The organism is Pontiella sulfatireligans (genome assembly GCF_900890705.1).
Classification (GTDB): domain Bacteria; phylum Verrucomicrobiota; class Kiritimatiellia; order Kiritimatiellales; family Pontiellaceae; genus Pontiella; species Pontiella sulfatireligans.
Window position 1 is genome coordinate 893,043 of sequence record NZ_CAAHFH010000001.1, and the last position, 15,188, is coordinate 908,230.

A 15,188-nucleotide genomic window follows, 5' to 3' on the forward strand; every position below is an offset into this window, starting at 1 on the left:
AACAATCCATGATCATATTATTCGGTTTGTTATATATTCGTTATACCATTAAAAACCAGCACACTTATCAATCTAATCCAGCGTGCTTAGTTTTTTCAATAGCTCGATTTGCGGTTGCTTGCAGCTGTCCGGACGGGCCGGACCGCGGTTGGTGCGCCCATCAAGAATGGCGGCTACCGCACGTTTGGCGATTTGTGCGACGATGGCCGGATTCTGTTGTGCAAGATTGGTGGTTTCGGCGACATCGTCTTCGAGATTGTAAAGCGACACCTGCTCATGCCACGCCGCGTTCGGATTAGGGGCTTTGCCCTTGCTCTCCCTTTTCTTCTCTACCCGCCCGACCAGTTCCTCCTCGCCAACGCAAATGAGCTTCCATTGCTTATGGCGCAACACGAGCTTGTTGCTCAGGCTGCTCATAATAATTTCGCGCTGGGATTTATCCTGCGACTGGCCCTGAAGCTGCGGCAAAAAGCTGACGCTGTCGCCCGCCTCTGCCGGCAAGGGCTGATCCAGAATATCGGCCACCGTCGCAAAGAAATCCTCGAGAGTGATCATCCCCGCATCCTTGCGGCCCCGGCCCTTGAGCCCCTCGGGCCAGCGGACAATGAACGGCACCCGATGTCCACCCTCGAACCAAGTGGCCTTCCAGCCGCGGCGGCCGTCGCTGCTATCGTGCCCGCCCTCTTTGAGCATGCTGGTTACGGCGAACGACGCACTTCCGTTGTCCGCCGTGAAGATCACGAGCGTGTCGTCGAGGATGCCTTTTTCCTCAAGCGCCTTGAGTATCCGGCCAACGGAATGATCCACTTCCATGCGGAAATCGGCATGCTCGTCAATCTTGCTGCGGCCCTGCCACTCGGGGCTGGGTACGACAGGCGAGTGCGGCGCGTTGAGCGGCATGTAGAGGAAGAGCGACTCCTTCGGATTATGTTCACGAATTACCTTAATCGATTCGGTGGTGATGTCGCCCAGCACAGTATATGGACTGAGGTCGGGATCGGCCAATCCTGCGCGGTTTCCGAACGGGCTTTTTGCCGGAACCAGCTTGGTCGGAATGGCGACGGGGGTGCGGTCGCGGAAATAAACATACGGAGGCATATCGAGGCTGGCGATAATGCCGAACCACGACTCGAAACCGCGATCGACGGGCCCGCCGGTAATCCCGTGGGAAAAGTCAACCGTGCCGGGTTTTGGCTTGCGTTCCTTCACCGGCGCGCCGTCCACTCCAGTCCACTGCCCCCCGAGATGCCACTTGCCTACCATGCGGGTGCGATACCCCTGGCCGCGCAGGAATTCGGCAACGGTTGGAACGCCCTCGATTTCAGGTCCCGTGTAGCCCGAGGCTAGGCCGACGCCATCGCGCCAGCAATACCGCCCGGTCATGATGCCATAGCGCGTCGGCGTACAGATTGCCGAGCCCGAATAAGCCTGCGTGAAAGCCATGCCTTCGTTGGCCAGGCGGTTAAGGTGAGGCGTGGGAAATTTACATTCCGCGCGTAGCGCCTGCACGTCGCCGTGCCCCATATCATCAGCTAGAATATAGACGATATGCGGCTTTGTGTTGGCCATTGCACCGGTGGCGCAAAACAGGGTGGAAAGAATAATTGAGACCGTTTTTTTCATATTGTTTTCCTTCAAGGTGCTATGGATTCTCCCTCACTACAATCCTGCCGGAACCGCTTTGCCTTGCTCTTTTTTCCACCAGTCCGGACCGTCGCGAAGCACTTCCAAATCGTACTCGAGCAACATCTTCTTCATGGACTCCAATCGCTCCGGCTCAGAGCCAGCAAGGTCGGTAGCCTCATTCGGATCCTCTTCAAGATTGAACAGTAAAAACTTCGTGTGCTTCCCATCGGCCAGGATTTTCCAGTCCCCGTCGCGCAGGGCCACCCGATACGTCTTCGAACTGTTGCGCCAGAACAATGGACGTTCCCGCTTCATCGACTCGCCCTTCAGCACTGGGGCAATCGAGGCACAGTCAAACGTGCGGTCGGTTGGCAGAGGAATGCCCGCCAATTCGAGGACTGTCGGAAAAATATCCGAACCGATCACCGGCACATCACAGGTCGTTCCAGCACCGTTTAATCCAGCAGGCCATTTAATAATCATTGGAACCCGAATTCCGCCCTCGTGCGTATAGCGCTTGCGGCCATTCAACCCGCCGGTCGATCCGCGATAGCGCTGCTTGCCCGGCGCAACATCCGGATCCCCCGGCTTGCCCTCGTCCGTTGCCCCCTCGGGGCCGTTATCGCTCGTGTACCAAATGAGCGTGTTGTCCGTCTGCCCTGCCGCCTCAACCACTTTGACGATCTGGCCAACCGCCTCATCGAGCTGGGTAATATTGGCCAGATACTGGCGCAACGAGGAATCGTCCAGATCTTTATACAGATCCATAAAGCGCGGATCGCTCTCAATCGGCCCGTGGGGCTCGTGCAGCCACACCGTCGCAAAGAACGGCTCATCCGTCTTGCAGGTGTTCTGCATCCAAGCCTCAAACTGCGCGCCGACCAGCTGCGCGGCAAATCCGGTTTGCATGCCGAGCGGCTCGCCGTTCAGAAAAAAGTTGCAGGGGTTTTTATGGCTGGGTCGCGCGACATTGCCGGTCACCAGCCAGTAGTCATAGCCGTAGTCGTTCATCGACGGCTCGCCCTCTATCCCGAAAACAAAGGGATCCAGCGGTCTTTCGCTCTGCGCCTTTTCCTTCCGCTCATCGGTCGTGATGCCGCCCCAGCGCTTGTCTTCGTCGTAGAAGCTCAGGTGCCACTTGCCGAAATGGGCGGTCTGGTAGCCGCTTTCGCGCAGCAGCTGCGGCAGGGTGATTTCTTTCGCCGGAAGATGGCAAAAATGGTGGAGCGGCAGAAAGCGGTAAACCCCGTTGCGGAATGGGGTGCGACCCGTCAGAATCGATGAGCGCGACGGTGAACAAACGGCGGCCGCGGCGTAGCCCTGCGTGAACCGCAAGCCCTCCGCCGCCAATGCATCGACGTTCGGCGACTGAATATATGGATGCCCCTGCGACCCCAGATCTCCCCAGCCCTGATCATCGGTCAGGATCACAATCACATTCGGCCGTTTCGGCGAAGTCACCGCAACCGAACTAACCGCAACGAAAGCCGCAAGCGTTGTCAAAATAAAATACCGTTGTTTCATAAACCACTCACTCCAAGTTTTCCGGTTTTACCGCGCTCTGAATAGCTTCAAGCCCAGCCAGCGTCCGGTATTCCCCACCGGTCAAGCTGGTTAGTTTCTTGAAATAGGTTTCATCGTTCGGACTACCGCCCTTCCTGCCGACAAAATGAACCACGTTGAAGGTATAACGATCAGGTTTATTTTTTGCGATCCCACTCGATTTCTGGGTTTTCTTAGGGATCCATTTACTGCGCGTTGCGTTCATGAGATCCTCAAAATCCTGCGGAGTAAACAAGTACAACTCTTTCGAAATCGCCGGCCCCCTGGCATTGGGGAAATAGCTCGTAATCATATCCCCCTTGTTCTTGAAGACCCGCGGCGGCATCCCTTTTTTCCGGCGCTCTTCGTTTTCCTGCTCCAGTTTCACCTTGGCCTTTTCATAGGCTTCTTCCCAACGGCGAACGACCGCATCGTTGGTTTTCGCTCCCTTTGAAACCGATTTGCGTTGGAGCCCCCAGCGACAGGTGAGCACGTACAGCGAGTCGGCCTGCTGCTTCATGGCGAGCATGGTGGGGATGGCCCAGCTTTCCATACGCTCAAAGGGTTCAGCCGCGAAGTCCTCCGTAATACCGCTGCCGCCCGCACCTAATGTTTTAAGTCCATAGGCATTATCCGACATCCCCTCTTCAACCATATTCAAGGGAGCCAGCCACTCCTTTACCTTGCCAACATTTTCAGAAGACGCACTGACCCAGCCTGGGAAAAGAACCTGAGCCTGCATGCCGGAGTACACCGAAATGTTGAACAGCACCGTCGGGTTCAACTCGCCCAGAATCTTAACCAGCTCATTCTTAATGATGGCATAGGCCGTCATCCCGCCGATTTCATCGACCATCATCCATGAATTGGAATTCAGCATGATAAAAATCTTTTCCCCCTTGCTCTTCACGCCGAACAAATTGATTTCCGGCATCGTGAAACCAAGCCCTCCCGCTCCGAAGCCGGCATCGCCAACACCGCTTCCCATGCCACCCTTGACGCCTGTTATTTCCGGCATTTTGATGTCGGGAATATTTTGATTCAGCCTTGGTTTGACGACCAGCCTTTTCACCAGCTTGGGCTTGGGCGGCTTCTTCTTTACGTTTACGGGAACGACCAGTTTCTTGAGCTGTATTTTCGGACGCTTAACCGTTTTCGACTCAAAGCTCGACTCGTCCTTAACGATCACCTTGACCGCAACAAAGGAAACCGCAACGAGGATTAGAGTCGCATGAATCGCCAGACTGACCAGCATCGCGCTCGACTTTGCATGCTTCCCAAAATAGCCTTTCTTACCAACGGAACTCTTCATCACCTCTTCCTTATTGCACGGGAGCGAACAGTTCAAATTCGGCAAACACAAACTTCGAGGTTCCCGTCACAAGCAACCGAATGCGATCCGTGGTGACCGGTTTTCCGAGGAAGTGCATGGGGATCCACTTCAGCTTCATGCCTTTTGGCGAAACCGTTTTCCAACCCTTGGAACCATCCGGAACCTGCATAACCGCCGTGCTTTTCGGCGACCACTCGTCTCCGCGGCCAATATTGAAACATCCAATCGTCACCGGCTCGTCAAATTTGGCTTCCACCCAGATTTCCTTTTCGCCCTTGGCCGCCTTCGCATCCCAATACGTATTTGCATTCTGGTCGGTCAGGTTGCTCAAGGCCTCTGGATTGTGCGAGGCGGTCAAGGTGGCCTGCTCCGCCAATGAAGCCCGCCGCTGAAGTGGCTCCACCGGAAACGTCGGCCCATCAAAAGTGAGTTCGACGGTGGTTACGATCGGCTCGCGGTCCGCCGACGGTACATCCACCAAAATTCCCTTCGCATTGGCTTTGGCTTTAACCGACCCGCCATTGAGCAGGCGGGCGGATTTCAGCTTCAAGCCCTTCAATGCCGGGAACTGCAGCCCGCCTTGCGCCGGCCAACGAAAGATATGCAGGAAAACGCGACTATCCTTGCAGGTCGCCGTTCCCCAAGGGCCGGGCATATAGGTGCCGCCGCGCGAGCCGCGAATGCTCTCCTCGCCATGGACGCCCCACCAATCGGCAATCTGCTCAAAACGCTCCCGTTCAGCCGGGCTGACCGCCCCATCGCCCATGGGCCCGATATTCAGCAGCATATTTCCATCGCCGCCCCAGACATAGAGCAGGATTTCCATGAGGTCCTCAATGGACTTTGCGTTCTGATTCGGATTGTAGCCCCACTGCCCGGTCGTTGTCTGGCAAGACTCCCAGTTGTGCTCGCGGTTGAAATAGCTGATATCGTGCTCCGGCGTATAAAAATCGGCGCCGGCGCCGCCACGGTCATTGACCATCGCATCGGGATGCAATGCACGAATCGCGCCCATGATTTCACGAGAGGTGTCGCCCCAGTTGCCCGGTCCCATTCCATCGAACCAGATTTCATGAATCGGTCCGTACTTCGTCATCAGCTCGCCCATCTGTGCTTTATAGAACTGGATGTAGCGGTCGTGGTTGTTTTCGGAATCGCAATCGGGATGGCCCCAGTCGCGCGGGGAATAATAGAACCCGAAATTCATATCGTTGGCCCGGCAGCCATCTGCAAGCAGCTTCACGATATCTTTTTTGTACGGCGTGCTCATCATGTCGTATTCGGTGACCGCCGAATCAAACATGGAAAACCCGGCATGATGCTTAGCCGTGAAGACGATGTAATCGACTCCTGCTTTTTTGGCCATTTTGAGCATATCATCCGCATCGAACTTCACCGGGTTAAAGGTTTTGTACTGCACGTCGTAGACCTCCGGCTCAATCTTCGACACCTTATAGGGCTTCCCGCCTGGGTGGTGGCTCGGGCTGTTGCGCGAGTGGCTCAACGTCTCGCCCATCTGGCTGATGGGACCCCAGTGAATAAACATGCCGAAACGGTTATCCTTCCAGGCTTCATGCGCCGCATCGGAGGCGGTTGGAAGCACAATCGACTTATCGACCTTGAACTCCTGGATCTCAAAATTATCATTCGCGGCCCAGACCGAACCGACCGTCACCAACACACCCAACATCAAATATTTTCCGTACATCTATTTTTCTCCTTATTCGGGCAGAACACCCACTCTGTAAAACTTCACCGCGACGATTTGATTGGTATCGACCACCCCCGTTTCACTACCGGTCGCATACACGCTGCCCGCATCCGGCAAGGGGTGCCATTCCAGCAGATCATCCGAATATTCAACCGCGTAGGTTTTTCCGGAGATACTCGACCATTGAACCCACGATTGAGCCGACGCCATATCCAGATTTTCGATTTCAAAGATGGAAGCCGAGTTGGTTGGATTGGTTCCCGCCATATATTCATGCAGATCAATAAATCCGTCGGCATCAAAATCGCCGGAACCGTCGGATACGTAATAGCCGCCGAGCCATTCGGCCTCCCAACTGTCGGGCAGTTGATCGCTATCGAGATCAAGCACGACATCGAGCTCCAGCACCGGTGCATTGGCACCGCCCTCGCTGCTGGTCAACCGATGAATGCTGTTGTCCGTGGTGGTTGCATCCAGCACGAAACTATAGATCCCGGCATTAGTGATGATTCCGGACAGGTCCAGCTCAAACCAGGTATCGTTCGTCGCGGTTGCGGTGGCCAGCACCGTCGGTTCAATGGAAGCAAACGGCGCGTTGGTCCACACCATCGTCTCTTCCGCCCAGGCGTTGTCGGAGACCGATCGCAGCAACACATCCGTGTTGGCATCCTCGGCATACATCCGAAGCACGGCATTGGTCACCTCGCCCAGCAGCGTGCGCAGATCAAACTTGATGAACGAGCGACGGGCCCAGCCTGTCGATCCGCGGATCAGCAACTGATCGTCCGTGCCATAGATGTCGTCTCCGTCACCAGCCGAGTAGACGTAGGTATCTTCCAGAAGCGCACAGGCGAGATCCCCCGTCTGGGGAAGCGGAACGCCGGCCACGGCCTCGAGCATAACCAGCGAGACATTCGCGGCAGGACGGAAGACGAGTTCAACCAGCGTGAGCCCCGTCGGCAGCGAATCCGAAACCTGGATCCAGTCGGTGCGGTAATACAGATTCGAAACCGGGCCGTCATAGAGCGTCTGGCCGTTTACAAACAGGGTGGCTTCATCGCAGTTTGTACACGTTAGATTAAATTGTTGTCCGGCAAGTGCACCGGCAGAAGCCACCAGCGCGGACATTTTCGTATAGGCGCCGCTGCCCGGCAGGCTCGCGTGCTCCAGCACATAGGTGCCTTCCGTATCCGGGGCGATGGCGCTGCCGGAGAGCACCAGCGAGGTCAAGTCGGGGATATAATCGCTGGAGACGGCGGCCACCCGCGATGCAGTAAAGGCTCCCGTAACAAGATTCTCGTTTTCCTGAAACATGCCGGATTTCCCAAGGGCGACAACCTGCTCTTCTGCGGTAAGCGACCCATCCACCTGATCGATTCCGATTCCGGGGCGCCACGTCAGCGTGGCCACCTGCAGCGCATCGAACAACGCAGTGGCCGATGCGGTTTCCAGATAGAGCGCATCGCGCCCCACATAGAGCATTCCATTGGTCTGCGGCACGGCGATTGCCTCGCCCCACTGATCGTAGGCGACCAGATCGCCGATGCCGCTCAGATCGACGGAAAGTTCGGCAATCTTCGTATTGTTGCCTGCCGCCAGCGCGGCGACATAACGGGTTCCCATTCCCGTTCGCTGGGTCTGGAAGGTGCCGATCAGAAACTCCGTCCCTTTTTCAATGACGCCGAGCACCGAGGCGCCTTCGAGGATGCGGTACATGCCGTTGAGGGCCACGCAGGGCGTGGAGGGCACCCCGGTTCCTCGATTACGCCAAGCATTCTTGACCCCGGTCTCAAAGGTATACAGCCCGATCGGGTTGACCGAAACGGTGTACTGCGCCCCGTACGAAACATCCAGCAGCACCCGCTGCTGATGCTGCCATCCGGTGAGTTTCGGATAGTTCGGATCGGAAAAGTAGAAGACCTCCGACTGGCCGAACTCCAGTCCATAGTTTTCCGCACGGGCCTTGTAGACCGCCATGCGCTCGATCCCGGTGGCCGCTCCCTCCGCCTCGGGCGTGCTCAGGTCGAATCCGGCCGGCAGAATGGTTGCCGCGCCATAGGCATGGAATGAATATCCGTCCGAATAATTGGTGCCGCCTAGATCAAAGAACTCGGTGGAATAGGAGGCCACCTGCGGATCGTTCCCATCAATATTACTCGTGGTACTTAGAAACAGCTTGGTATTCGGACTGTTGGTTTTGTAGGCCTCATAGACCGGCTTGACGATGTGGTCGAGCATGAATTGCGCGACAACCGCCCCGTTGGCCTCGTTTTTATACTCGATAAAATGAACGTTGTCGCCATAGCGCAGCGCGCACTGCTGTGCAACCGATGTCAGAAAGTTGGTTTCCGGAGAAACCTGATCATACTTGTCAATATTGCTGGGCCAGCTCATATGGCCATAGGCGTCGGCATCCGCCAGCAGGGTTCCCTGTTGGATCCACCAGTAGCCGTCGCCATCCGCAGGATCCGCCGCCATGATGGCATCGTAGTCGTTCGTTGAATAAGCCGCGGGTTCGCTGGGAAACACCAGCAGGGTCTGGCACCCGTTGGAGGCGGCCCCATCAATGTCGTTGTCGAGATACCAGTTAAACGTGTTTTCCTGCGGCGCCAGCTTGTCCAGATGGTAATAGATCCGTTGCACGCGCAACCCGTTCTGGAAGTTTTGTTGATAATATTCCTCCGTACTCCAGAACCCGCGGTAGTTGTATTCATACTGGTTTCCATTGGACACCAGCCCATGGTCGGTTCCGGTCGTGAAGGCGGGCAGGTTGAGGCCGGTCAGATCGCTCATCACCGAGAAGAGTTCGCGCCCCACGGCGACCAGCTCGCGACTCTGCGTATCGAGCACCGCCACCAGCGCCTGATAGTGACCGCGCTTCAGGTTGGCCAGGTTGTTGGTTCCCGAATGCACCAGCCCGTCCGACAGGTTGTGCGTGCCCAGCGCATGGGTCGTCAGGGCGCCGTCGCGGGAGAGATCCCGCAGATAGAGCACCAGATCCACATCGTCGGCATAGGTTCCCTGCACGTTCCAGCTGAGCGGATAGTCCGTTCCGTGGAAATGCACCCCGTTGCGCGCTTCGGGAGTCAGCACCACCTCGGCGGGGCTCAATTCATAGCCGCCGATGCCCCAACTGTCGTTGACCAGCATCAGATCGTCTATATAAACCTCGAACGGCCCGCTGCTCGATCCGTCGTCCCAGATATTAAAACGGAGGCTCGGGGCCAACCGAATTCTGGCACCATCTATTTTTACATAGTAGTCCGCCCAGGACGTGGTCAGGCTCTGGGTTGGCTTGGTCACCACGATTCCGCCGGTCGCACCGTTATTCGCCGGCCGCAGGTCGATGCCGGTGCGACTGGCGCGCGCCTTGAAATGGAGATAGTAGACCTGATTGGTGTCGCCGATCTCAAACGACTTGAACAACAGCAGCCCCATCTGTTCCTCGGAATCCATGGAAAACTTCAGGCAGTTGAGCTGCGCGCCGTCGTCGACAATCTCCGGCAAGGCCGGTGCAGTCGCCGGTGCGCCGATCCCATCCACCGCCGCCAACGGGCGCCAGCCGGGATAAAACGGTTCGGCGCCCAGTCCCATACTGAAAGCGCCGTTAGGCAGTATATTGGCATTCACCGGCTGGAACTCGATGATCTCCTGCAACGAGGGATCGCCCTGCACGGAAAGATTAACACAAACTAAAAAACAACTGAGGCTCAAGGCCTGTTTCAGCATCCTATTCATGTGTTTTCTCCACAAAAAAAGCGCCTGAGACATGCCCCCAAACGCTTTCCTTTCGGTCAGAATCAATTTTACATACTCAGGAATCTGCGGGCAAACACTATCCCCATACCCGCAAAACCAATCAGACCCAGCGTCGCCGGTTCAGGAATTTGGGTGATCGAGAAGTTGTCGCCAGCGCTGGAGCCGTTGTTCTGCATGGTCACCCCGCCGAAGAAGCCGTAGAGGGTGGTATCGGATGCGCCGGCATTTGCATTGTTCAGCGCAGAGATCGTGTAGACCGCGGAACCAACGGTGCCGTCGGCGGCGGAATTATACATGCCCGCACTCAGATCGATATGGGTGTCATCAACATACGTAGCGGTCAGCGTCAGGAAGTACCAATTGCCATCCACGAGGGTCGCGGCACTCGAAGACGCCGGACGTTGATTTTCTTCCTTGAGGTTCAAGGTGTATTGGTCAGCAGCATCCGCCTCCTGTACGTAGAGGTAAAACTCACTTGCACCACGGGTTCCGCCGGCGGCATTGACATAGTCGTCCGTATTATCGTTGGTGAAGCCGAGCCAGAAGTTTTCTGTAGTGCCTAATCCGTTGCCCTGAATCTGCAGATACATGGAGACGGTCAACGCGCCCTGAGAAAGGTCATACGAAGACTGATTGTATGCAAAGACCTGACCGCTGTTGTTGTAATCCACCGAGCCGGAATCACTGAGACCGCCATCGGGGTCATTCGGCGATGTCACTGCATCGTTATTGTTAAAGTAGGCGGCCAGATCGTTGGTGTTGTTGAAGTCAACAAACACGCTGCCAAACGAACTCAATGGCACCACGCACAGCAGTGCCATGGCCGCTATAATTTGCTTTTTCTTAAGTTTCATTTTTTTATTCCTTTTTTGGCTTCTTCCATTGGTAGAATTTCTATCTATAACACTAATGAAACTTATAGCGGTTTATCACATATCATAATTCAATCTGCAAGCGAATAAACTGCGCGTCCAGGCTCTCGGTGGAAACGCGGTTGGTGACGGTTTCAAAGCTAGCATCGATTGCGAAGCTGCCAATATCGGCCTCGTAGCCGCTGTTGGTCCATGTGCCCTCAACCAGCTCGTCATTGAGCTCCAGATAATAGCTTAATCCGCGGGCGGCGGCATCCAGCCGGCGGCGGTAGACATAGACCATCCAGTTGGTGCCGCCTTCGGCCTGGTTGCTGTAGGTCGGCATCAACGCCGCATCGACATCGGCTTTGGGGTCCCCGCCCAGGCCATATTCATACAGGTTGTTCAACGCATCGTGGTCCGGATTGGCGGCATAGTTGGTTTCAGACCCCGTCAGGCCTTTTTCCTGCGCCCACAGGTCATACGGCGAGAGCACCGGATCATCGGACGAGACAACCCTGAAATTGTCCCAATAGTCCATGCCGTTGTTTGCCGGACCGACGCCGCCAAAAAAGGCATACAGCCCTGTATTCGTTGCCGAGGCGCTCCGGAAGTTGGTCTCTGGAACCGACATGACCAGACTGCCGACCGTGCCGTTGGTGTCGGAGTTGTACATGGCCGCGGATGCATTCATGAAAGGGAAGTTGGTGTTCTCGGTGTCCCGCGAAGCCGTCAGGGTCACGTAATACCAGCTGTTGGGCGTAACGCTGTTGGTGGTCGATGACGCCGGCCGTAGATTGCCATCCTTGAGCACGAGGACATATTCGTTGGTGTTTCCGCCTTCCTTGATCAACACATAGAATTCTTCGGGATCCGACGTCCCCCCTCCCGCATGCACGTAGTCATCCGTTTCGTCTCTGGTAAATCCCAGCCAGAAGTTTTCCGCAGACGTAGAGTTCACGTTGTTCTTAACCTTAACATACATGGAAACCGTCAGCTCGTTGGATGCAAGGTTGAAGGAGGCCTGATTGCAGGCAAACACCTGCCCCGAATTGCTCGGCTTCACCGCGCCCGAGTCACCTAGGCCGCCACTTTCGACATTGGCCGTGTTTAAATCGTTGTCGTTGTTATTGAACAAGGTGGCCAGATCGTTGGTGCTGTTAAAATCAACAAACACGCCCGCCGATGCCCCCATGCCAACCAGTACAGAAATACATCCCAGAATTAACTTCTTCATATCTCTCCTCGTTTTACCGGGATTTCTGTTTAATTTGGCGGAAAACTGCGTTTTCACACCTATGGCGGACCTTTTAACCGCCCCCGAAACCTGCTTAATAATAGAGTATCCGTATTGTAAAAGCGGATTTGGACACGCTGGTGGATTTTTTGGAGAATTATCGTCCTGACTGAATAAAAGGCCGTTTATTGGAACTGAACCGTCCAGGTTACTTCCTGGATTTCCAATGATTGGAGAACGACTTTCACCAGTCATTTCCCTTAATTTTCAAGCTCTTCTGCAACGTTCAAACGCTCCCCTTTAACAACGTGCTGGGTTAATCGCCGGCAGTGCTGCCCAATAGGGCAAGGAAGCACCTCGTCCGCCGGAGCATCGGTGCGCCGACTACGCGGCCGGCAGCCGCCTCTCAATCAAACCGCGAACCGAATCAACCGCCGAACCTTCTGCTTTTAAAAGCAGCGGGAAAGCAACAAGCAGACCGAGGATTATTTTCTGTTTCGTTTTCATGAGAGGGCCTTTTAATTTCTACGCTGCGGAATAAATTACTTGAGTTCAATCGCGGTTTCCGGAACCAGACACTGCGTCTGACGCCGGTAATTCTGCCCGACGGTTAATGGCAGGACTTCGTCCTCTGGCGCCGCCTGGGTCTCCACCGGACAATCAGCAACCAGCCAAGCCTCCATCAAAACCGAGTCGCCTGAAGCGACCGTCTTCATGAGACGCCTTGTTTTTGCTGGAACCTTTTCCAGCGAAAAGACGCCGGCCTCGGCGGTGATATTCAGCGTCTTTCCGCGATACGCACGTAGGTCGTAGGTCGCAAGCGTCCATGCTCTGCCGTTACTGGTGCGCGTCGCCGCCGCCGGCTCGCCATTAATCAAAACCGATGCGATCGCCAGTTTCTCGGTCTGCAGAAGCAGATCATAGCGCGCCAACTCTTCATCCGGAACGGTCACCTTCAAGCTCCAGACCGACTTCGAAGTGTCCACGGTCGCTTTCGGCAATGGAGCGGGTTGTACGGCGGTTTTCACCACTGGCGATCCCGGCTCCAGTTCATAAATCAGCACGGAGTCGCCGGGAACCGTCACGCTCATCGCCTTGCCGGAGGTCAGCGCCCACGGCATCTGCTCGACAAACGGATAGATCGCCCGAGCGTGATAGGCCTTCCCCTTCGCGCCGCGGAAGTAGACCGAAGCATCGAAAGGAACCGTCAATGTCTGTTCGGCGCGGTCGGGATTGCGGACCACGAGCACCGCCCGATCGTCCACCCAGCTGACATAGCCATAGACCTGCCCTTTTGCACAGTCGCCACCGATCAAAACCGTATTGAGCATGCGATCCTGGTTTTGCTGCGCCCAGGCGCAGGCTTTTCCCAGCACTTCCCACTGCGCGTCATCGAAGAGCGAATTCGAGATGTAGAGCTCCTTGAGCAGCGTGCCGCGCCCAAGGTACATCACCACATAGTTCGACCAATCCAGCAGCGTATCCTTGAAATCGGTAAACGGCTTCCGTTCGGTATAGAGAATCCCATGCGTCATAAAATTGGCAATCGGCAATACCGGGCGCGCACACACCGTCGGATTATTGAAGCTCTTATAGAAATGATTATCCCGATAAGAGGTCGCGCCTTCGCGTAACGAGAGCTGCGGCCAATCGCTGTTGGAAGGCGAGTCGCCCGACTGCATCCAGATGCACTCCATAAACTGCAGCCAGAACGGAGAAAAGGTTGATCCGTTGGTATAGTTGATATACACGTTCGGATTCAGGCTGCGCTCATAGGCAATCAGCTCTAGCGTGACATCCAGACAGGCTTCCCGGGCGTGGCGCGGACGCAAATAATGCGGCGTCAAACAATGATTAAAGTCATGCTTAAAATACGTCACGCTGGCGTCTTCGATCAAGAAGCGAAGCGATTCCTTGAGGTCCGCCTGATATTTGGGGTTTAGAATATCAAAATATTTCTGCCCCCCCCACTGCTTCGGCGGCTTATAGTTTTCCAGCGGAACCGCCGGTGTATAGCCCAATTTAATTCCGGGTTCCAGCGGAGAGGTCGAACCGTCGAGTCCGAGCCAAATCCCCAACTCGATATCAAGTGCCGCCAGTGCTGCGGAAATTTCAGGAAGGGGGTCATGTTGCGAGCCGGGCTCGTAAATTCGTTTATAATCTTTCTTCTGCTGCCAGCCGTCATCGGGGACCATCGCATCAAGATGCGCCCCGTACTTGGCCAGGTTTTCGGCCAGCGTGCGTGAAAAACCGTTCACATAGCCGTCGACCGTCAAATGCTTGGCCTCCCGGTTGTACCAGTTGTTATGATGCAAATGGCTGCGCGCCGGACGGCGGGTCAGGTTGATATAATCGAGGAGCGCCAACTCGGCATTCTCGCCCGGCGTCGCGCTCAGCCCCAGCACAGCCGGCTTGCTCGCAACGCCCCAACTTCCATCCGCCTGCCGTTTGGCATGGCCGGGGAAATGAAACAGCGTCACAAGACCGTCGCGCGGAGCGCGTTCGTTTTCGCCGTCCTCCAGATCGATCGTATAGTGCCAGGTATAGCTGTATTTCGGGTTCACAAACCCATCGCTGTGCCGGCTGTAGAACGCCGGATAGTCCATGGCCACAAACCAGTTTCCGAGAAAGATGGGCTGGCCCTCGCCACCGCGGGAAGCCGTTTGCTTCGAGGAGAAACGCAGCACCTGCAGCCGGTCGACGACATCGCCTTCCTTCATTTTCAGAAAGACCGTTTTGCGTATAAACGGATCGCTGCCAAGGGTGTAGGATACGACAATCTGCGCCGGGGCAGCTCCGGAAGATGCAATCGGCTGGTAATGAAACCGAACAACCTGCATCCCGTCGGCACGCTCATGCTCCACCTCTGCAATTTTATAGTCCTCCACGGTAAAGCGTGATCCATCGAGCAGCAGAATTTCAAACTCGTCGCTGTCCATGGAGAGCACGTCGCTGCCGTCGGGCCGACGGCACTGTTCGAGCGACCACGCATTTCCCTGCTTGGCAAAAACCGCTTCGATATGGCCGTTTCGCAGAATGGCCGGCGACGCCGATGGTTTTGCAACCCCCAGGTTCGCTACCAGCAACACAAGCAGAGATAATCCAACATATTTTTTCTTCATATAGTCC

8 protein-coding genes are annotated in these 15,188 nt (G+C 55.7%); all 8 read right to left on the reverse strand.

Translation table 11 applies throughout. The annotated features are described in order from the left end of the window. Positions 1 to 72 precede the first annotated feature (72 nt). The 8 genes from SCARR_RS03220 to SCARR_RS03255 all read right to left on the reverse strand — a co-directional run bounded on the left by SCARR_RS03220 (position 73) and on the right by SCARR_RS03255 (position 15,181). A complete protein-coding gene (locus SCARR_RS03220; RefSeq protein ID WP_136060077.1) occupies positions 73 to 1,623 on the reverse strand; it encodes a sulfatase family protein in 1,551 nt (516 codons plus the stop codon). A gap of 36 nt (positions 1,624 to 1,659) precedes the next feature. Next, positions 1,660 to 3,150, reverse strand: a complete 1,491-nt coding sequence (locus tag SCARR_RS03225) for a sulfatase family protein (protein WP_136060078.1) — start codon at positions 3,148 to 3,150, stop codon at positions 1,660 to 1,662. Positions 3,151 to 3,157: 7 nt separating this feature from the next. Then, on the reverse strand, positions 3,158 to 4,480 hold the full coding sequence (locus SCARR_RS03230; RefSeq protein WP_136060079.1) for a vWA domain-containing protein: 1,323 nt from the start codon (positions 4,478 to 4,480) through the stop codon (positions 3,158 to 3,160). 10 nt (positions 4,481 to 4,490) lie between these two features. Next, positions 4,491 to 6,209: an alpha-L-fucosidase gene (locus SCARR_RS03235; RefSeq protein ID WP_136060080.1), complete on the reverse strand. Its 1,719-nt coding sequence runs from the start codon at positions 6,207 to 6,209 to the stop codon at positions 4,491 to 4,493. A gap of 12 nt (positions 6,210 to 6,221) precedes the next feature. Beyond that, a complete protein-coding gene (locus SCARR_RS03240) occupies positions 6,222 to 9,950 on the reverse strand; it encodes a CBM96 family carbohydrate-binding protein (RefSeq protein ID WP_168432956.1) in 3,729 nt (1,242 codons plus the stop codon). Positions 9,951 to 10,018: 68 nt separating this feature from the next. Beyond that, positions 10,019 to 10,825 carry a PEP-CTERM sorting domain-containing protein gene (locus SCARR_RS03245; RefSeq protein WP_136060082.1) on the reverse strand — a complete coding sequence of 269 codons (807 nt, stop codon included), beginning with the start codon at positions 10,823 to 10,825 and terminating at the stop codon, positions 10,019 to 10,021. An 82-nt stretch (positions 10,826 to 10,907) separates the two neighbouring features. Continuing rightward, positions 10,908 to 12,059, reverse strand: a complete 1,152-nt coding sequence (locus SCARR_RS03250) for a hypothetical protein (RefSeq protein ID WP_136060083.1) — start codon at positions 12,057 to 12,059, stop codon at positions 10,908 to 10,910. Positions 12,060 to 12,601: 542 nt separating this feature from the next. Then, complete coding sequence (locus SCARR_RS03255) at positions 12,602 to 15,181, reverse strand: alpha-galactosidase (RefSeq protein ID WP_136060084.1); 2,580 nt, start codon at positions 15,179 to 15,181, stop codon at positions 12,602 to 12,604. Positions 15,182 to 15,188 lie beyond the last annotated feature (7 nt).

Excerpts from the sequence above, each read along its gene's own strand:
- SCARR_RS03220 (WP_136060077.1), bottom strand. The coding sequence starts at position 1,623 with ATGAAAAAAACGGTCTCAATTATTCTTTCCACCCTGTTTTGCGCCACC.
- SCARR_RS03240 (WP_168432956.1), bottom strand. The coding sequence starts at position 9,950 with ATGAATAGGATGCTGAAACAGGCCTTGAGCCTCAGTTGTTTTTTAGTT.
- SCARR_RS03235 (WP_136060080.1), bottom strand. The coding sequence starts at position 6,209 with ATGTACGGAAAATATTTGATGTTGGGTGTGTTGGTGACGGTCGGTTCG.
- SCARR_RS03225 (WP_136060078.1), bottom strand. The coding sequence starts at position 3,150 with ATGAAACAACGGTATTTTATTTTGACAACGCTTGCGGCTTTCGTTGCG.
- SCARR_RS03245 (WP_136060082.1), bottom strand. The coding sequence starts at position 10,825 with ATGAAACTTAAGAAAAAGCAAATTATAGCGGCCATGGCACTGCTGTGC.
- SCARR_RS03250 (WP_136060083.1), bottom strand. The coding sequence starts at position 12,059 with ATGAAGAAGTTAATTCTGGGATGTATTTCTGTACTGGTTGGCATGGGG.
- SCARR_RS03230 (WP_136060079.1), bottom strand. The coding sequence starts at position 4,480 with ATGAAGAGTTCCGTTGGTAAGAAAGGCTATTTTGGGAAGCATGCAAAG.
- SCARR_RS03255 (WP_136060084.1), bottom strand. The coding sequence starts at position 15,181 with ATGAAGAAAAAATATGTTGGATTATCTCTGCTTGTGTTGCTGGTAGCG.